Origin of the sequence: Streptomyces sp. SM11 (assembly GCF_002910905.1) — a bacterium.
Taxonomy (GTDB): Bacteria; Actinomycetota; Actinomycetes; order Streptomycetales; family Streptomycetaceae; genus Streptomyces.
In genome coordinates, this window is sequence record NZ_NEUE01000270.1 from 16,698 (window position 1) to 35,934 (window position 19,237).

General features: G+C 69.2%; 16 protein-coding genes and 4 pseudogenes. 9 read left to right on the forward strand and 11 right to left on the reverse strand.

Annotated elements, in window-relative coordinates:
• Positions 1-18: 18 nt before the first annotated feature.
• Positions 19-795 (forward strand): phosphate ABC transporter ATP-binding protein PstB, encoded by a 777-nt coding sequence (pstB, locus tag B9S58_RS29585; protein ID WP_103512613.1) that lies wholly within the window; start codon positions 19-21, stop codon positions 793-795.
• Between the two features lie 147 nt (positions 796-942).
• Here pstB and B9S58_RS29590 read toward each other — a convergent pair whose 3' ends face one another.
• Both B9S58_RS29590 and B9S58_RS29595 read right to left on the reverse strand, forming a co-directional pair.
• Complete coding sequence (locus B9S58_RS29590) at positions 943-1,941, reverse strand: inorganic phosphate transporter (RefSeq protein ID WP_103535032.1); 999 nt, start codon at positions 1,939-1,941, stop codon at positions 943-945.
• Between the two features lie 5 nt (positions 1,942-1,946).
• On the reverse strand, positions 1,947-2,567 hold the full coding sequence (locus tag B9S58_RS29595) for a DUF47 domain-containing protein (RefSeq protein WP_103535033.1): 621 nt from the start codon (positions 2,565-2,567) through the stop codon (positions 1,947-1,949).
• A gap of 274 nt (positions 2,568-2,841) precedes the next feature.
• Here B9S58_RS29595 and B9S58_RS29600 point away from each other — a divergent pair, with 274 nt between their 5' ends.
• Positions 2,842-3,225, forward strand: a complete 384-nt coding sequence (locus tag B9S58_RS29600; protein ID WP_103535034.1) for a metal-sensitive transcriptional regulator — start codon at positions 2,842-2,844, stop codon at positions 3,223-3,225.
• Between the two features lie 42 nt (positions 3,226-3,267).
• Here the strand turns inward: B9S58_RS29600 and B9S58_RS29605 are convergent, their stop codons facing one another.
• From B9S58_RS29605 to B9S58_RS29650, 9 genes and pseudogenes are all read right to left on the reverse strand, one after another.
• Positions 3,268-3,471 (reverse strand): hypothetical protein, encoded by a 204-nt coding sequence (locus B9S58_RS29605; RefSeq protein ID WP_065482660.1) that lies wholly within the window; start codon positions 3,469-3,471, stop codon positions 3,268-3,270.
• 308 nt (positions 3,472-3,779) lie between these two features.
• Positions 3,780-4,655, reverse strand: coding sequence for a hypothetical protein (locus tag B9S58_RS29610; protein WP_103535035.1), 876 nt, complete (start codon positions 4,653-4,655; stop codon positions 3,780-3,782).
• Between the two features lie 537 nt (positions 4,656-5,192).
• Complete coding sequence (locus B9S58_RS29620) at positions 5,193-5,924, reverse strand: phosphatase PAP2 family protein (RefSeq protein ID WP_103535037.1); 732 nt, start codon at positions 5,922-5,924, stop codon at positions 5,193-5,195.
• 453 nt (positions 5,925-6,377) lie between these two features.
• The gene (locus B9S58_RS29625) at positions 6,378-7,373 is read right to left on the reverse strand and encodes a bifunctional lytic transglycosylase/C40 family peptidase (RefSeq protein WP_103535038.1); all 996 of its coding nucleotides are present in this window, start codon (positions 7,371-7,373) and stop codon (positions 6,378-6,380) included.
• Positions 7,374-7,524: 151 nt separating this feature from the next.
• Positions 7,525-8,064, reverse strand: a pseudogene (locus B9S58_RS29630) (hypothetical protein).
• Positions 8,065-8,066: 2 nt separating this feature from the next.
• Positions 8,067-8,512 (reverse strand): annotated as a pseudogene (locus tag B9S58_RS39585) (hypothetical protein); the annotation flags it as partial.
• 161 nt (positions 8,513-8,673) lie between these two features.
• Positions 8,674-8,871, reverse strand: coding sequence for a hypothetical protein (locus B9S58_RS40060; protein WP_308457937.1), 198 nt, complete (start codon positions 8,869-8,871; stop codon positions 8,674-8,676).
• Between the two features lie 356 nt (positions 8,872-9,227).
• A complete protein-coding gene (locus tag B9S58_RS29645) occupies positions 9,228-11,048 on the reverse strand; it encodes an alpha/beta hydrolase (protein ID WP_103535039.1) in 1,821 nt (606 codons plus the stop codon).
• Positions 11,045-11,452, reverse strand: coding sequence for a hypothetical protein (locus B9S58_RS29650; protein ID WP_308457938.1), 408 nt, complete (start codon positions 11,450-11,452; stop codon positions 11,045-11,047). The genes B9S58_RS29645 and B9S58_RS29650 overlap by 4 nt, the downstream gene beginning before the upstream one ends.
• Before the next feature lie 381 nt (positions 11,453-11,833).
• On the opposite strand from B9S58_RS29650, the pseudogene B9S58_RS29655 reads away from it, so the two are divergent.
• The 7 genes and pseudogenes from B9S58_RS29655 to B9S58_RS39590 all read left to right on the forward strand — a co-directional run.
• A pseudogene (locus B9S58_RS29655) lies at positions 11,834-12,390 on the forward strand (hypothetical protein).
• A 410-nt stretch (positions 12,391-12,800) separates the two neighbouring features.
• The gene (locus tag B9S58_RS29660; protein WP_003968086.1) at positions 12,801-13,109 is read left to right on the forward strand and encodes a hypothetical protein; all 309 of its coding nucleotides are present in this window, start codon (positions 12,801-12,803) and stop codon (positions 13,107-13,109) included.
• 181 nt (positions 13,110-13,290) lie between these two features.
• Positions 13,291-14,163, forward strand: coding sequence for a hypothetical protein (locus tag B9S58_RS29665; protein ID WP_103535041.1), 873 nt, complete (start codon positions 13,291-13,293; stop codon positions 14,161-14,163).
• Positions 14,153-15,526, forward strand: coding sequence for a hypothetical protein (locus tag B9S58_RS29670; RefSeq protein ID WP_103535042.1), 1,374 nt, complete (start codon positions 14,153-14,155; stop codon positions 15,524-15,526). The genes B9S58_RS29665 and B9S58_RS29670 overlap by 11 nt, the downstream gene beginning before the upstream one ends.
• Positions 15,523-17,073 carry an SCO6880 family protein gene (locus B9S58_RS29675; RefSeq protein ID WP_103535043.1) on the forward strand — a complete coding sequence of 517 codons (1,551 nt, stop codon included), beginning with the start codon at positions 15,523-15,525 and terminating at the stop codon, positions 17,071-17,073. The genes B9S58_RS29670 and B9S58_RS29675 overlap by 4 nt, the downstream gene beginning before the upstream one ends.
• A gap of 109 nt (positions 17,074-17,182) precedes the next feature.
• Positions 17,183-18,601 (forward strand): ATP-binding protein, encoded by a 1,419-nt coding sequence (locus B9S58_RS29680; RefSeq protein WP_103535044.1) that lies wholly within the window; start codon positions 17,183-17,185, stop codon positions 18,599-18,601.
• 1 nt (position 18,602) lies between these two features.
• Positions 18,603-19,237: pseudogene (locus B9S58_RS39590) on the forward strand (type VI secretion protein); the annotation flags it as partial.

The following is a 19,237-nucleotide window of genomic DNA, read 5'->3' on the forward strand; positions in this document are numbered from 1 at the left end:
GAAAGTGAAGTGATCCCCATGGCCAAGCGCATCGATGTCAGCGGGCTGACCGCCTTCTACGGCACGCACCGTGCGATCGACGACATCTCGATGACCGTCGAGCCCCGCTCCGTCACGGCCTTCATCGGCCCGTCCGGCTGCGGAAAGTCCACCTTCCTGCGCACCCTGAACCGCATGCACGAGGTGACCCCCGGCGGTCGCGTCGAGGGCAAGGTGCTGCTGGACGACGAGAACCTCTACGCCAGAGACGTCGACCCGGTCGCCGTGCGCCGCACCGTCGGCATGGTCTTCCAGCGCCCGAACCCCTTCCCCACCATGTCGATCTTCGACAACGTCGCGGCGGGTCTGCGCCTGAACGGCACGTACCGGAAGAGCGAGCTCGCGGACGTCGTGGAGAAGTCCCTCAAGGGCGCCAACCTCTGGAACGAGGTCAAGGACCGCCTCAACAAGCCCGGCTCCGGCCTCTCCGGCGGTCAGCAGCAGCGGCTGTGCATCGCCCGCGCCATCGCGGTCGAGCCGCAGGTCCTGCTGATGGACGAGCCGTGCTCGGCGCTGGACCCGATCTCGACCCTCGCCATCGAGGACCTGATCGGCGAGCTGAAGGAGCGCTTCACGATCGTCATCGTGACGCACAACATGCAGCAGGCGGCCCGCGTCTCGGACCGTACGGCGTTCTTCAACCTGGCGGCCGTGGGCCAGCCCGGCAAGCTCGTCGAGATAGACGAGACGGAGCGGATCTTCGCCAACCCGTCGGTCCAGGCCACGGAGGACTACATCTCCGGCCGCTTCGGCTGAGCCTCCCCCCGCCCCACCCCACAGACGGCCTTGCGGTGCTGCATGGCGGTGCCACCGCAAGGCGAAAGGGTCCGCCCCCGTTCTCGGTACGAGAACGGGGGCGGACCCACACGTGTAACCAGCGCCGGATCACTCCGCACCGCCGGCTCAGCCGAAGAGCAGGAGAACCGCTCCGTAGCTCAGCGCGGCGACCAGGGCCGCGGCCGGCATGGTGATGAACCAGCCCAGGATGATGTTCTTCGCGACACCCCAGCGCACCGCGTTCACCCGCTTGGTGGCGCCGACGCCCATGATCGCGGAGGTGATGACGTGCGTCGTCGAGATCGGCGCGTGGAACAGGAACGCCGAACCGAACATGATCGAGGCGCCGGTCGTCTCCGCCGCGAAGCCCTGCGGCGGGTCCAGCTCGATGATCTTGCGGCCGAGGGTCCGCATGATGCGCCAGCCGCCCGCGTACGTCCCCAGCGAGAGCATCACCGCACAGGCGATCTTGACCCAGACGGGGATCTCGTCGTTGGGGCCCTCGATGTCCGCGATGACCAGGGCCATCACGACGATGCCCATCGTCTTCTGCGCGTCCTGGAGGCCGTGGCCGAGCGCCATGCCCGCCGCCGAGACCGTCTGCGCGATCCGGAAGCCCCGTTTGGCCTTGTGCGGGTTGGCGTTCCGGAACATCCACATGATGCCGACCATCACCAGATAGCCGACGATCAGGCCGACGAACGGGGAGATGAACATCGGGATGACGACCTTCTCCAGCACGCCGGACCAGATGACGTCCGTCCCGCCGGCCAGCGCCGCCCCGACCATGCCGCCGAACAGGGCGTGCGAGGACGAGGAGGGGAGGCCGTAGTACCAGGTGATGAGGTTCCAGATGATCGCGCCGACCAGCGCCGCGAACAGGATCCCCATCCCCTTCTGCCCCACGGGCGTGGCGATCAGGCCCTCGCTGACGGTCTTCGCGACCCCCTGGCCCAGGAAGGCGCCGGCGAGGTTCATCACCGCCGCCATCGCCAGAGCCGCACGCGGGGTCAGCGCCCGGGTGGAGACCGAGGTGGCGATGGCGTTCGCCGAGTCGTGGAAGCCGTTCGTATACGTGAAGCCGAGCGCGACACCGATGGTCACGATCAGCGCAAAGGTGTCCACGAGGTTCAGGACTCCTTGACCGCGATGGTCTCCACGGTGTTGGCGACGTGCTCGAAAGCGTCAGCCGCCTCTTCCAGCACATCCACGATCTGCTTCAGCTTCAGCACCTCCATGGCGTCGTACTTGCCGTTGAAGAGGTGGGCCAGCAGCTTGCGGTGGACCTGATCGGCCTGGTTCTCCAGGCGGTTGATCTCGATCCAGTACTCGGTGAGGTTGGCCATGGTCCGCAGTCCCGGCATCGCCTCGGCGGTCAGTTCCGCCGCCCGGGCCAGCACCTCGATCTGCTGCTCGACACCCTTGGGGAGCTCCTGGACCTGGTAGAGGACGACCAGGTCGACGGCTTCCTCCATGAAGTCCATGATGTCGTCGAGCGAGGACGCCAGCTTGTAGATGTCCTCGCGGTCGAACGGCGTGATGAAGGAGGAGTTCAGCTGGTGGAAGATCGCGTGGGTGGCGTCGTCCCCCGCGTGCTCCGCTGCCCGCATACGCTCCGCGATCTCGACTCGGGAGGCAGAATCCGCCCCGAGCAGTTCCATCAGGAGCTTCGAGCCCGTGACAATGTTGTCCGCGGACGCGGAGAACATGTCGTAGAAGCTCGTCTCCCTGGGGGTCAGACGAAAGCGCACGTGGGGTCCTCGGGGTGCTCTGGATTCGGTCAGGCTGATGCTAGGCGCATCATCCGGCCACGGCTAACCGGCGTTCTTCAGTGTCGCCCATCGGACAGGGCTACCAGCACGGACCCCCGGTCACGGTTCGACGGGATTCGTTACGATATACCCGGCAGGGGTATAAACGCGGCACGGTGCGGCGTTGAACAGTCCAGCGGCTTCATCCAGCACTTCGGCGCTCAGCACTTCAGCACTCAGCGGGACACTTGAGAACAACAACGGGAGGACGCAGATGACCACGACCGGGACCTCAGGGACGGAATCGGCAGGCGTGGCGGCCCCGGACGCAGGGGCGACCGCCCCTGTCGACATCGTCACCGACCACGACCGCGGCATCCACGGCTACCACCACCAGAAGGACGAACACCTCAAACGGCTGCGCCGGATCGAGGGCCAGGTCCGCGGCCTCCAGCGCATGGTCGACGAGGGCGTCTACTGCATCGACATACTCACCCAGGTATCGGCGTCCACCAAGGCCCTCCAGTCCTTCGCCCTCCAGCTGCTGGAGGAGCACCTGCGCCACTGTGTCGCCGACGCGGCCGTCAAGGGCGGCGGAGAGGTCGACGCGAAGGTCGAGGAGGCCACGAAGGCCATCGCCCGCCTGCTCCGCACTTGAGGTCCGGCCCCGGGAGCGGCGGCGGTACGGGGGCCGCGGGCGTCACCCCCGGCGAGCGGCCTGCCGGGGGACCGTCGCCCAGGACTCCGCACCCCGGACGTCGAGCACTTCGTCGATCCGGTCAGGACTGAGGCGTTCCTCGCCCGCCGCCGACGCGGCGATCATCAGCTCGCCGCACAGTTCGATCTCGGCGAGGGCCACACGGTCCTGAGCGTTCGGAGCGCTGAGCGTCACCACCTGCGTCACCTCTCTCTGCCGTCTCCCGGCCGTCACCGGCCCCCCTTGGGGCCTGTCGTCGCACTGCCGTCGCCCGCCCGGGGGCGGCAGACGGCAGTGCGACGACAGGCCCTGGCACACCGGCTTCCCAGCCTAGGGAGCGCGACACGCACCGCGCATGGCACGGACGGACCATTTTGAGCCCCCTCCCAACCGGTCCCACCGCCCGGCCCGTCCCGGCCGCCGCCCCTCCCCCGAGGTCACGACCGGCCGCGCGGCACCGCACAGACCCGGCCCGGACCACCGCGCCCGCCGGCTCCGGCCCCCGCCCGCCACCCTCAGCCCTGCCGGATCTCGCCGGTGTAGATGGCGCCCTCGTCCGGCAGGGTCACCCTGACCGGCAGCCCGAACCCGTACAGCAGCAGCGTCGAGACCACCGACACCTCCGGGCCCTCCGTGGGGAAGGTGAAACAGTGCCGGACCTTCCGCAGCCGGCCGTCCTCGTCCAGGTAGGCGTCGAACGGGACGGTGTCGTTGCTGAACCCTTTCGCCGCCGCACCGAGCGCCCCGCGCGACGGCGGCGAGGCGGCCCGGGCCGCGCGGTTCAGGTCGGCGACGCCCCGGTAGTGATGCACCGTCACCCCGGCCAGCTCGGACTCCCCCACATACGTCACATCATCGGCCCCGCGCAGCAGCTCAGCGGCGGCCATCGGATCGGTGACCCCGCCGGTGACGAGGTTGCCGTCCTTCAGCGTGGTCGTGTCGATCCTGACCCACTTGTCGTCGGGCACCCCGGCGCCGCGGTTCTTCATGTACAGCGCCCCGGGGACCAGCAGCTCGGTGATCGGCCGGTGGTCGTCCGCGCCCGCGGCGTCCTTGCCCGCGGCGTCCGTGGGCAGCATCACCTTGAGCCGCCCCATCTGCCTGCGGAAGTCGTACGCGCCCTGCCCCCGGATCGTCACCCGCGTCCCGCCGGCCGCCGTCTCCATCGACGTACGGGTCTCCGCACCGCCCGCGTCGACGAGAACGTCCGCCGCCTGCCCGAGGACGTCGAGCGCACGGTCCGCTGCCGTGGAGCGCTGCCCGGAGCCGTCGCTCGCGCCGCTGCCCGCGTCCCCGCCGAAGCACCCGGCGGTGACCGCGATCGCCCCGGCCACAGCGAGGGCGCGGGCAGCACGGGCCCCGCCTCCGCCCCTGTACTGCTGCACCACCATCGCCTGCCAACCCCCAACGACTACCGCGGCCGAGCCCTCACCCGACCCGCATAACGACCGCCGCCGCCCCCCGTCACGCGGCCCCGGCGCGTCCTGCCCCCGTAGTCCGGGCGCGAGGCGAGCCGGGGGAGGACCGGGACGCTGCCCCCGTCAGCCGGCTGCGGCCAGTACCGTGGTCGGGTGCAAGAGGATTGCCCAGCCCCGGCCCGCACCGCCCCGGAACCCACGACCGCCTCCGCGTCCGCTCCCCCTCCCGGCCCACCGGCCGGGCACAGCGCCACGACGATCGAACGCGGCTCGTTCTGCGTGGCCCGCTGCACCTGCGGCTGGCGGGGACCGGCGCGCAGATCCCGGGACCGGGCCCGTACCGACGCCGCCGAACACCTCGCCGCCCCTTGATCGACCCTGTTTCCCTGATCGACCCCGTTCAGCACGAACCCCCAGGCGCTCGGAGCACCTGGGGGAACGGGAGGAAGCGGTCGGTCGACCGGAGGGAAGGAGAAGAAGAAGACCGCAGCGGGAGGAGGGACGGTCCCGTCAGGCGGCCAGGTCCTTCTCCCCCAGGTCCCCGCGTCCGGAGCCGGGCCGCGGCTCGGGGATGCCCCTCGCCCCGTCCTGCTCGTCCGCGTACGCGACGGCCGCGTTCTTCGACCGGACGAACCAGCCGACGCGCGGCGAGCGGGCGACCGCGGCCATCAGCGGGGTCAGCAGCGCCATGGCGAGCGGGGCCAGCAGCAGGGCGACAGCCGTACCGAGAGCGAATCCGCCGATCACGTCGGTCGGATAGTGGACGCCCATGTAGATCCGGCTGAAACCGGCGAAGAGCGCGAGGCCGATCGCGATGAAGCCGAACTTCCGGTTCGCCACGAAAATGCCGACGGCGATGCCCATCGCCAGGGTGGAGTGGTCGCTGACGAACGAGAAGTCCGTCTTGCCGTGGATCAGGACCTCAAGGCCGTCGTGGTCGTTGAACGGACGCGGCCGTTCGACGAAACCGCGGATCGGGACGTTGATGAGGATCGCGATGGCGGCGGAGAGCGGCGCCCAGACGATGGCGGCGGCAGCCGTCACCGAGTCCTCGGCCGTCCCACGCTTGCGCATGCTCCACCAGCACCACAGACCCACCAGAACCAGGCCGAGCATGATCCCGTACTCGCCGACGAACTCCATGACCCGGTCGAACCAGGTAGGAGCGGCCTTCGCGAGCCCGTTGATGTCGTAGAGCAGACTGACGTCCGGGTTCGACCCGTCGAGTTCGAGTCCAGCCATCTGCTGCGGCCCCTTGCCTTGTCTGCTTCATCTGCTGCGACGTGCGTCCTTGCACGCCGCCGTGGTCGAACCCCCGTGCTATCGGTGCGATCCGTTACCGCACCGACCTCACTGCGACGCGTGGGTCGGTGCGCATGACGTTCCCTACCCCGTCCAGGGAACGGCCCGGCCGTCGTGTGCGTTCCGCTCTCCACCGAATGATCACCATGACGTTATCGAAGAGTGACTGGTCGTCGCAGCTCAGGGCCCAGGCTTCACAGAGAGTTCCGACCGTGGCCGACTGCCCGTCAGCACCGGTCGCCGCTCCGGAACCCCTGGGCGGAACATCCGCACGGCCAGTCACTCCGCACATCCGCACGACCGCACGGCCGCACGGCCAGTCACTCCGCACGTCCGCACGGCCACGCATCCACGCATCCGCACGGCCACGCATCCGCGCATGGGAGACATCCGTCACCCTGTGGGCAGATCCGTCGGAAGGGCGGCCGCTCCGTCCTTGGTGACCCGTGTCGCACCGAAGTAGTCCGGCGTATCGATCTTGTCGAACCGGATGACCGCCCCGGTGAACGGCGCATTGATCATATAGCCGCCCCCGACGTACAACCCGACGTGCCGGATCGCACGCGAGTTGGTCAGGTCGTCGGAGAAGAACACCAGATCCCCCGGGAGCAGCTCGTCCCGCGAGGGGTGCGGACCCGCGTTGTACTGGTCATTGGCGACACGCGGCAGCTTGATGCCGACGGTCCGGTACGCCGCCTGGGTCAGCCCCGAACAGTCGAAGCGGCCCTGCTGTTCCGGCGTCCCGTTGCCGCCCCAGAGATAGGGCGTACCGAGCTTCTTCTGCGCGAAGTAGATGGCCCCGGCGGCCTGCCGGGAGGGCGCGACACGGCCGACGGGCCGGGCGAAGCTCTTCTCCAGCGAACGGATGATCTTGACGTAGTTCTGCGTCTCCTTGTACGGCGGAACGCCGCCGTACCTGATCACCGCGTCGGGGCCGGCGTTGTACGCGGCCAGCATGTTGCTCGTCGCGTCGCCCGGCACCGACTTCACATACCCGGCGATCGCGCAGTCGTACGAGGCCGCCGACGGAATCGCGTCGGCGGGGTCCCACACGTCCCGCTTGCCGTCGCCGTTGCCGTCGATCCCGTGCGTGGCCCATGTACCGGGGATGAACTGGGCGATGCCCTGCGCGGCGGCGTGGCTCTGTGCCTTCGGGTTCCAGCCGCTCTCCTGGTACAACTGCGCGGCCAGCAAGGCCGGGTTGATGGCGGGACAGAGGTTGCCCCACTTCTGCACGAGCGGCTGGAAGCGTGCCGGAACCGCCCCCTTGGCCAGCGCGACGGCACCGCCGCCCCCCGCCCCGGCGAGGCCGGCGGCGGCCGAGTACGTACCGACGACGAGCAGCGCCAGGAAGCACATGACCATGCCGACGCCGATGCCACCGAACACCCAGAATTTCCGCACCCCTCAACCATCCCCCATAGAGGCGCGCTTCAGAGGTGTTTTCGACGGTGTGTACGAGTCATCCGCGGCACACCACCGGCGCACCCGAAGCACACGGGGGCGCCGACGGCTCACCACTCACAGGACTGACAAAACCTCAGCCACCCGTGCCCGACCAGAATTCGGAACGGACATCGGGCCGGGCAGCGGATAGACGTCCTTGTACGCGGGACCGTTCGGCTCGACGGTGGGCGCGGCGGCCTTCGACGACTTCACGCACGGACTGTCGGCCTCCAAGAAGGCCTGCCCCTTCCCTCGGAAGGAGACGCTGACACCGCACCCGTTCTTCGTGACCGCGTAGACCGCGTAGACCGCCGGGAACTTCTCGTCCTTGTTGACCGCCTTGATCCGGTAGTCGTTCGTCCGCCAGAACGTCTCCGCCCGGTCCAGAAACGTCTGCCGGCATTCGGCGCAGACCACGGTCATGACGGCCCGCCGGCGAGTCACTCCGCAGGCCCGGGTGGTGGTCGGCCCGTGCGCCCACCGCACATCGGGGTCGATGCCCTTCAGGACGGCGTCCAGCATCGCGTCGGACCGCTCGGCGGCCTGCTGCATGGTCCATCCCGCTCTCCACCTCACCCTCTGTTGCCATTTGCCCGCCGTCGTCGCACGCGATCCCGCACCCGCACCCGCACAGCGGAACCCCTGCGCCCCGATCGCGGTGTCCCGGGCCTGCCCGAGGTCGTCTTGGCGAACTCCTCGTCGGGCGAGGTATCTAGCCCCGGTACCTACGCCGACACATGCACCAAGGCATCCGGATCGCCGAACGAGACGATGGTCCGTCCGTTGCCCTCGTCTCCGATGCCGATGAGATACATGGTCGGCTTCCCGTCCTCCTTCAACTGCCGACCGATCTCCCGCAGCCCGGCGAGCTGGTCACGGGCCTCGGTGTCGACCCCCCTCCAGCTTGTCGATCAGCACCGGAAGGTTCCTGCGGTTGGCGGCGTCGCGCGCGAGGGCCGGAATGCCGTCGAGGTTGCCGATCCGCTCCAGGACCAGCCCGATGTACCGCCCCCGCCCCTCCGGCGAGAGCCCGTCCCACCGGGCCTTGCGCTCGGCGGGCGTGACGCGCTCTGCGGGATCCGCCCCGCCCGAACCCGCTACGGCAGCGCTTACACGGAACGGGCGACAAGTCAGTCACGCCGCGTACGCGACCGCACGGACAGGGGACACGACATGGGCCCCAGGACCCAATGCCGGGCTCAGAATCCATACTGCGCAGCTGAGTCGATCCACCTTGACCCGATCACGACCCGCTTGCCGCCGCGCTGGGGGCACCTGCCGACCAGAAGTCGGAGTGGATGTTGGGGCGGGGGATGAGCTCCGCCTCCGGGTCGAGGAACGCGGTGGCCCGGCTGGTGGAATCGGCTACCTCGGAGCGGCGGACGCAGGGGCTGTCCACGGTGAAATGCACCTGCCCCTTGTCGGCGACAGTCAGGCTCACTTGAAATCCATCCTGCGTCTCAACGAAGATCGCGGGGGCATCGACATGGCTATTAATCGCCCTGACGCGGTACCCGCTCTTCCGCCAGAACCGGTCCACCACGCCCAGGAGGCTCCCCCTCCGTTGTGGGGAGACGACGGTCATGACGGTCCGCCGCCGAGTAACGGTGCAGCTTCCCGTCGTGGTCGGACCATGGACCCAACGCACACTCGGTTCAACCTCCGCGAGAACACTGTCGAGCATCTCATCAGCACGTTCGGCAGCAGCCTGCATATCCATGCTTTCCCCCCGCGCCCCGCACCCTGACATTAACGCCCCCACAAGAAGCGTCACTAGAATCGACCGGAACCGGGCCATCAGCGCGGCTCTTCTCTTTGGATCTTGTTCGCGTGACCAGCGGCGATCAGCCCCATATTCTCGACCGATGTCCTATCGATCTCGGGATCGAAGTACTGCGAATGCGCATCGGCGTTGAGCTTGCCGTTCGCGATCAAGGTCGGCCCGTCCGCCACCTCGAACCGTCTCGCTCCGAACGCTTCGCTGGCCGGGTCCTTGCCAAACCAGACGTCGTCATCTCCCCGGTCGGCCAGACCACCGAAGACGTAGGCAGCCGCAGGCCCGCCGAACAGCATCTCGGCTGCCCCTACAGCCGACTGACTCTTGGACGGAAGTTTTGTCACAATATCGTTGGCAGCGGCTCCGACATACACATGTTCCCGGCCTACGCCCAGATCATCGGCACTGTCGACACCTACCCCCGGGCTTCCGACGAACACAATCTCGTCGACACCGGGAATTCCGCCCGGCCGCTGCGTAGCCTCCCCTACGGTCCGCGAGCCGTAGGAGTGGCCAATGGCCGTCAGGTGCGGATCCTCGTGGTCATTGGCCGCCGCAATTCCGCTCATGAATTCACCGAAGGCTTGGCCACCCTCCTCCGCCCTGCCCCCCGCAGCAACGGCAAGCGTTCCAAGCCCATCCGGCGACTGCGGTGCGTCATATCCGAGCCAGGTGATGGCAGCGGAGGGCTCCCCGTGCTGATTCGTAGCGATGGACAGATCGCGCGCCCGCTTGAGATCCCCCTCAGCAAACTCCTCATCCAACGAAGTATTCAACCCCGGCACATACGCCGCCACGTTCCGCGCCGTATCCGGATTCCCGTACGACACGATCGCCCGCCCATTTCCCTGATCGCCGATCCCGAGCAAGTACATGGGCGGCTCCCCCGCCTTCGGCACCGCCCGCAACTGCCGGTCGATCTCCCGCAGCGCCGCAAGTTTGGTCGCCGAATCGTCGTCGTCCCGCCCCTCCAGCTTCCCCATCAGCAGCTGGAGGTTGTCCCGGTTCGCCGCATCCCGTACCAGGGCCGGGATCCCGTCCAGGTTGCCGATCCGGTCCGGGTACACCGCGAGGTACTCCTCGCGCTGTTCGTCCGTCAGACCGGCCCACCACTCCTTGCGCTCGGCCGGACTCGCGTCGTGCGGGATCGCGTCCTTCAGGTAGCTGCGCGCCGCCTGCCGCACCGCCGCCGCATCGGCCGCGGCGTCCGTCCACGTCGCCGCCGGAACGCTCAGGCCCTCCTGAGCCTTCAGCGACCGGAGGATCCTGGTGTACCGCCAGTCCGCATCGGCCGCCGTCCGTACGGCCTGCGCCACGCGGTCAGCGATGTCCTGGGCCTTGCCGGCGTTCGGATTGGGTGCGACGAGCCCCGAAGGGGTCACCATGCCCGGGTTCGGAACCCCGGACGCCGTTCCGCCCGCCAGCGGCTTACCGTCGACCAGGCCCTCCCCCGCCGCCGGATAGGTCACCGAGCCATCCGCGTGCACCGTGAACTTCAGCGCCGCCGCATCGTCCAGCGCCCCCTGCAACACGCGCTGCTGGGCCTTGATCTCATGGGCCAGGCTGTTCAGCGTGGTCCGCAGCAGCCCGCACTCGGTGTAGATGTACTGGAAGTTCGTCCCCAGCCGACGCAGCCGCCCCTCGGTCGCACCCGCCGCCTCCCCTTTCTGAGTATCGTGCAGGCCGGGCAGGAACTGGCCCTCGATACGGTCCCGGGCCGCGTCAGCACGGTTGCTCACCCGTCCCCAGCCGTCCGCGGCCTCCTCCAGCTCGGCGCACTTCACCTCACGTAACGCCGACCAGGTCAGGGCGGCACCCGCACCGCCGCTCCGTCCGCTCACCAGGCGCCGCCACCGCTCGGCGTCTTCACCCTGTCGAAGCCGCTCTTCACCGCCTCGTTTGCCTGCGCCTGGCCTTGGACCACCGCCCGGAGGTTCCCGGCGAGGCTCCCGCACTCGCGGCGCGCCGCCTCGATCCGGCGCTCCCACGAGTCCCGCACGGTGCTCAGTTCGGCCAGGGCGGACAGCGCTCCGGCCCCGGCGATCAAACCTTGGTGCGCCGCCGCCAGTTCGCTCTTCACCGGGCCGAGGTGCGTGACCAGCTGGTCGGCCCCACCGGCGGCACGCAGCCATGGACCGTCGCTGTGCAGAAGGTCCCCGTTCCCCGTCGGCCCCGCCGCTCCGGCCGGTGCCCCCAGCCGCGCCCAGCCGTCGTTCGGCTGCCCGACCACGGTTGCTCCACCCACACCGCTCACCCGTTCTCTTGATCGTGGAGCGGCACTGTGCCAAATCCACGGTGCGCGACATGCCGTCCGTCAACGCTCCGTGGCCCCGTCTCCGTACGCAGTCGGTCCCGTGGTTCCCGGCCGGGCGAAGCAGGGGCGCTGTTCCCGTGGAGCCGCGCGGTTCACCCGAACGAAGGGGGACGGACACAGGGGCAAGCACAGGCACAGGCACAGGCACAGGCACATCGGAGCACAGTGGTCGTCGCCCCCACGGAACCCACGGTCGAGACCCCCTCCGCCGCACGGCGGAGGCCCCGCCCTCGACCTCGTACCGCGGAACAGCGCTTTCGGGATCAGAAGCTGACGCCCCACCACGGCCCCAGGACCACGATGGAAGACATGATGCGAACCCGGCAGGAACGCCCCACCGGCTCCGCCCCCGCGCTTCCGCCTTCTCCCCCACCCGCGCCCCGGTGGGCGATCCGCGCCGCGCAGCTGACCACGCTGATCGTGCTGCCGACCGGGCTGTGGCGGCTGGCGATGGTGTGCGGGTTCCCGTCCGGGTACACCGAGGCAGGCTTCGTGCATTCGACACCCAGGGCGCCAAGCTGTGGATGCTGACGCTGAGCGTCGCCTGCGAGCTGCTCGCCCTGCTGACCCTCGGCCTGGTGCGGCCGTGGGGCGAAACGCTGCCCCGCTGGATACCCGTCGTAGGCGGCCGCCCCGTTCGCCCCCTGGCCGCCGTCGTACCGGCCGCCGCGGGGGCCCTCGCACTGACGGTGATCTGGGCCGCCATGCCGCTGTGGTGGACGTACCCCCACGCGGACATGACCCCCGCCGGCCGGCTCCTGGTCGGCGTCATCTACCAGCCGCTCGTCCTCTGGGGGCCGCTCCTCGGAGCCGTCACCGTCTCCTACTACCGCCGCACCCGGCCGCCCCGGCGTCGCACGGTCCGCTGACTCAACGGCGCCTCCGGCCGTCCGGTCGAGCACAGGGGCCCCGCGCCCTCGGCGCGCCATTCCCCAACAACGCCTGCCGAAGCATCGAACACGGTGCCGACCGGCGCACCGACGGCTCTCGAACGGCGCATACGAACACGCCGCGCCCCGCGAACGCTGCGACCGCATCAGAACCCATGGCCACCGTCGTTGCTCCTGGTCACACCCCGTGATACACAGAGTAACTAGGCATATGCGTGAGGAGCCGGGACGAGCCGCAGGTCAGGGCGACCGCCCCGGTCAAACGTGCGAGATCCGGGTAAAGAGACCCGGGAAGGCGTCGTACGAGCGCGGTTTCATCAGCGAAGATAGAAGGCGACCCGTGCCGGACGGCATGGGCAGCGAACTACCCAACAGGGGCGGTGACTTACATGATCCTGGCAGCAGAGAAGGGCGACATCACCACCATCATCGGCGGAATCGCTCCGGACTGGGGGCCGTTCGGGACGCTGGGCAACGAGGCGCGCATCATGATCGAGGTGGTGATGGCCATCGCCATCCTGCTCTGCCTCGGCATCGCGATCTGGGGCGCGGCGAAGCAGCGCATCGGAGCAACGGCACTGCGCGACACGTTCAGCGCGGAGCAGGGCAAAGGCCTGATCGTGGCGGGACTGACAGGGGTCTTCATCATCGGCTCCCTGGGGACCCTGTTCACCATCGTGTACGGAATGGCCGTCTGACCCACAGCCGGCCACTCCCGTCCGGGCCGCCCCAGCCCGCTCCCCACCATCCGCCCGTCGCGCCCACCGGCTGAGGTTGCGTTTCCCTGATGTCGAGTCACCACACCGCGCTCAAGCGGCAACCAGCACAGCTACCGTCGTCCTGCGCGGATCTGCACACGACCGAGGGAGCGAACGCGGCATGAGTCCCGGTGACGAGCACGACTACCGCGGCAAGGACCAGGGAAGCCGACCGGACGACCCGTACAGCACCCTCGGCGGCACCCGTCAGACCCGCACCCGTCTCCCCGATGGCGACGCGGGCCACCCCCACGCGCGCCGCCCCGTCCGCAATTCCCGCTCGCTCGTGACGATCACCGGCATCGTGGTCCTCCTCGTCGCCGCCATCGCCTTCGCCAACCGCGGCGGTGGCAACGACGACGAATCCTCCCCGGGCGCCAAAGGCCCCGGAACCACAGGAAGCGCCCCCACCGCGGCCACCGGCACCAAGCCCGTCCAGGGCAAGAACGGCACGATCGCCTCCGGCTTCGCCCACGACGAGCAGGGGGCGCAGAGCGCGGCGGCGAATTACTCCGTGGCGTTGGTTTCCGACGGTATGTTCACCCAAGAGCGACGCCGGGAGATTTCCGAGGCGGTGTACGCACCGGACGTAGCAAGCGCGCGGCAGGATGACTTGGACAAGGTCTACTCCGACGAGTCCTTCCTGACCAGCATCGGGTTGAACCCGGATGGCAGCGCGCCAGAAGGCCTGACTTTCATTTCTCGTGCCAACCCGGTGGGAACCAAGGTGGAAAAGTACGCCGGCGACACCGCAAGTGTCGCTGTCTGGTATTCCGCCCTGTTCGGCCTGGCCGGCGAAGGCTCCAAGAACCCTGTGTCGGAGAGCTGGTACACCACGACCTACGAACTGCGGTGGGTCGGCGGGGACTGGAAGATCTCCGACTTCCAGCAGAAGGACGGTCCCGTGCCCGTCGGCCGCGACCAAGCCGCCTCTTCCGCCGAGGAGATGGCTGACGCCGTGCAGCAGTTCGGAGGGTTTACGTATGCCAGGTAAGCGATCCCTCCGCGGGCTCTCGGTCGCCACGGCCTTCGCCGGTATTCAAGCGACAGCCGTTCTCTTCGCCGACCGTGCCGCTGCCGACCCCACACCACCGCCGTCCCCTTCGCCCAGCACCGACCCGTGCGACCTGATTCGTGGCCCCGCCAAGGACTACTGCGAAGGCGGCGAAGGTGCCGGCACACGCACCCAGGACATCACCTCCACCGACGCCCTGGACCCCCTCTCCTCCCTGGCCCGAGGCTGCGCCGACGCCGCCTCCTGGATCGTCGGCAAACTCAGCGAGGCCGTCGAGTCCACGGCCAACGTCGACTTCACCAACCCCAAGTTCCTCCAGCAGTACGCCGTCATCTTCGCGGCCTCCACCGTCCTCACCCTCGTCCTCTGGCTCCTCGCCGTGGCCAAGCGCGCCATCCGCGGCGTCCCCCTCACCACCGCGATCTCCGAGGCCGTCGGCTTCCTCTGGCTCACTGTCCTCGCCTCGGCCTTCACCCCGCTGATCCTCTACACGATCGTCTCCGCCACCGACGGCGTCACGGAGGTCATCTCCTCCGCCACCGGCGGCCAGACCGACGTCTTCTTCGGATCGTTCGCCGAGGCCCTCAAGAAGGGCGAGGACATCGGCGGCGGGCCGATCATGCTGATCGTCGTCTCGCTCGTCTCGATCCTCGCCGCCGGCATCCTGTGGCTGGAACTCGTCATCCGCGCCGCCCTGCTCTACGTCGGCGCACTCCTCGGCATCGTCGTCTACGCCGGCCTCGTCGACAAGAACATGTGGGGCCACGTCCGCCGCTGGGCCGGCATCATGATCGCGGTGATCATGGTCAAGCCCGTCATCGTCATCGTCCTCGGCCTCGCCGGAGCGCTCTCCGCGGGCGACGGCCCCGACGCCTTCTCCGCCGTCGTCTCCGGCCTCTCCATCATCCTGCTGGCCATCTTCGCCTCCGCCATGATCTACCGCTTCGTCCCCGGCTTCGGCGACGAGATCCAGGGCGCCCGCACCAACCGCAAGCAGGCCACCGACGGCGCCCAGGCCGCCGCCCTGATCAGCTCCCCTGCCGCCCTCGTCTCCCAGGGCATCAAGACCCACAGCGGCCGCAACGACCAGAACAGCGGCGGCGGAGGCGGAGGCGGAGGCGCCCGCCCCGCCAACCCGGCCAGCGGCGGCGTCGCCGCCCACAGCTCCCGCACCACCGGCGGGGGCGGCGGGGCCGGCGGCGGATCTGCCCCCTCCGCCGCACCCTCGCCCCGCAGCGGGTCCGCGCCCACCTCCGGCACCCCCCACAGCAGCCGCTCCTCCCGAGGCGGAAGCGGCTTCGGCACCACAGGCAACTCGAGCACAGGAGGTGGCGGGCGTTGACGACCCAGACCCACACGATGACGCCCCGCCGCACTTATCTCATCGGCCGCGCCCGTCCGAACGCGATCGTCGGCAAGAACCGCGAGACCGGCGAGATCGCTCTGATCATCGTCGGCGCGTTCCTCGGCATGATGAGCGGACTCCTCGTCCCCGTCCTCTCCCTGCGCATCGTCTGCCTCGTGGGCTTCCCCATGCTGGCGCTCGCCCTCGTGTACGTCCCGTACAAGGGGCGGACCTTCTACAAGTGGTTCGAGATCAACCGCAGCTTCAAGCGTTCCCTGCGCCGCGGCACCGCCTACCGCTCCAGCGCCATGGAAGCGGGCGTCAGCGCCGACGGCCGTGAGGTCGAGATCGGCCCGCCCCCCGGCATCGGCCGGATCAGCTGGCTCGCCGCCCCCTTCGGCCCCGACGAGATCGCCGTACTCCTCCACGCCGACCGGCGCACCGTCACCGCCGCCATCGAGATCGAGGGCCCCGGCGTCGGCCTCCGCGACAGCGAGGACCAGGAAGCCCTCGTCGACCGCTTCGGCACCCTCCTCAAGCACGTGGCCAACGGCGACGGCTTCGTCACCCGCCTCCAGATGCTCGCCCGCACCCTCCCCGCCGACCCCGACGCCCACGCCAAGGACGTCGCCCAACGCGGCGACAAGGCGTCCCCGGGCTGGCTCCAGGAGTCCTACGACCAGCTCCAGTCCATGGTCTCCACCTCCAGCGAGCAGCACCGCGCCTACCTCGTCGCCTGCATGCACTACAGCCGTGAACTGGCCGCCGAGGCCAACGCCATGGCCCGCGCCGCCCGCCCCCACGGCGGCCGCAGGTTCGACCGCGACGCCGGCCTCGCCGTCGTCATGGCCCGCGAACTCACCGACATCTGCGCCCGCCTCGCCGAGGCCGACATCCGGGTCCGCCAGCCGCTCGGCCAGAGCCGGCTGGCCTCCCTCGTGCACTCCATGTACGACCCCGACCACCCCATCGACCACATTCAGGCCATGACCAAGCGCAACGCCTGGCCCGCCGAACTGGACGCGGTCGAGCCGACGTTCCTCCAGGCCAAGACCCGCGAGTCCACCACCCGCGCCCCCTGGTGCCACGCCACGGCCTGGGTGAAGGAATGGCCGATGACCCCCGTCGGCGTCAACTTCCTCGCCCCGCTCCTCGTCCACACCCCCGACGTCATCCGTACCGTCGCCGTCTGCATGGACCTCGAACCCACCGAGATCGCCATCGAACGCATGCTGACCGAGAAGACCAACGACGACGCGGAGGCCAGCCGCCAGGCCAAGATGAACCGCACAGTCGACCCCCGCGACATCGCCGCCCACGGCCGGCTCGACCAGCGGGGTGAAGATCTCGCCAGCGGCGCGGCCGGAGTGAACCTGGTGGGGTACATCACGGTGTCGTCCCGTTCACCCGAGGCCCTAGCCCGCGACAAGCGCACGATCCGTGCATCGGCGGGCAAGTCGTATCTCAAGCTGGAATGGTGCGACCGCGAGCACCACCGGGCCTTCGTGAACACACTCCCGTTCGCCACAGGCATCCGCCGCTGACGACGCGTCTCCCGGACGCATCAACCCGAACGCACCGACCACAGCTCCAGCTCCTACTCCTGCTCCACCACCCGCAGGAAGAACCGCAACAAGAGAGGGCACCCCCACCATGCGAGACCCCCTGTCCGCATTGTCGGATGCCTTCACCTCCTTCCTCTTCGGCAAGGTGGAGACGACCCGCCTCCCCGTCCGTACGTCGACGGGCCAGGCCCAGGCCGTCTACCTCCCCACCGCCGCCCCCGGCCTCGGCGACTCCGGCGTGATCATCGGCCGCGAGGTCTACAGCGGCAAGGGCTACATCTACGACCCCTTCCAGTTGTACGGGCAACAGCTTCCCGCCCCCCACTGGCTCGTCCTCGGCGAGTCCGGCAACGGCAAGTCCGCGCTGGAGAAGACGTACGTCCTGCGCCAGCTCCGCTTCCGCGACCGTCAGGTCGTCGTCCTGGACGCCCAGGGCGAGGACGGCGTCGGCGAATGGAACCTCATCGCCCAGGAGCTGGGCCTGACCCCCATCCGTCTGGACCCCACCGCAGCGCTCAACGGCGGCATCCGGCTCAACCCCCTCGACCCCTCCATCACCACCACCGGCCAGCTCGCCCTGCTCCGCACGATCATCGAAGTCGCCATGGGCCACGGGCTGGACGAACGGTCTGGCTTCGCGCTGAAGGTCGCCCACGCCTACGTCACCGCGACCATCACCGACCGCCAACCGGTCCTGATGGACATCGTGGAACAACTGCGCCACCCCGAGCCCGAGTCCGCCGAGGCGATGAACGTCGACATAGACGATGTACGGGCCTGGGGCCTGGACGTCGCCCTCGTCCTGGACCGGCTCGTCGACGGTGACCTGCGCGGCATGTTCGACGGTCCCACGGCCGCCGGCATCGACCTCGACGCGCCCCTCATCGTCTTCGACCTCTCGCACATCGACCGCAACTCGATCGCGATGCCGATCCTGATGGCGATCGTCGGCGTCTGGCTGGAGCACACCTGGATCCGGCCCGACCGCAAGAAGCGCATCTTCCTGGTCGAAGAGGCGTGGCACATCATCAACTCCCCCTTCGTCGCGCAGCTCTTCCAGCGCCTCCTGAAGTTCGGACGCCGGCTCGGACTCTCCTTCGTCGCCGTCGTCCACCACCTCAGCGACGTGGTCGACGGAGCCGCGGCGAAGGAAGCGGCGGCCATCCTCAAGATGGCTTCCACCCGCACGATCTACGCCCAGAAGTCGGACGAGGCAAGAGCGACCGGCCGGGTCATCGGCCTGCCCCGCTGGGCCGTCGAGATCATCCCGACCCTCACCCCCGGCATCGCCGTCTGGGACGTCAACGGCAACGTCCAGGTCGTCAAACACCTGATCACCGAGGCCGAACGCCCCCTTGTCTTCACCGACCGCGCCATGACCGAGGGATCGACGGACGACCTGCTCCCCGAGGACATCCGCGCCGCCGAACTGGAGGCGGAGCAACGAGCGGCCCGGATCGAGAACCAGCAACGGATCAACGAGTCGTCAGAGTCAACGGTGGCATGACATGGCACGACAGACAGCACGGGGCAGGGGCCCGGCCCATCACGACGGATACGACCGGACTCAGGGCGGCGGTGGCGTCCCGGACGGCCTGCTGATCGGCCTCCTGGCCCTCCTCCTCGCGGCCACCCTGGTCGCCTGGACGGCCACCGGCCTGGCCGGGCTCCTCGCCCACGGAGCCTGGCCGGACGGCGTGACGCTCACCCGGTCCCCGCTCGCCCTGCGCGAACTGGCCACCGCCCCGCAGGACCTCGCCGCCGCCTGGCCAGGGACACCTCCGTCCCAGCTCTCCGGATACGGGCTGTTCTGGGGCCTGTTCATCGGCGAACTGATGGTGCTGGTGGTCCTCACGGTGTTCGTACTCGGGGTCGTGGCCCGTGGCCGTGCCGTACGGGAACGACGCCGCGAGGAGCGAGCCTTCGGAACGCACGAGAAGCAGCCTCCCGCAGGAGCGTCGACACCGGAACCAGCAGCAGGAACACCGCCAGAAACTCCGACGGAAGCCCAGCCGCGAACACAGGCCGGAGCCACGGCACCACCCCCGGCAACATCGGCGACATCGACATCCGACCGCACCACCCCAAGCGACCCCGCAGCCGAATACGCGCCCCCTCCCTCCGACGGAGATGTACTCCTCCC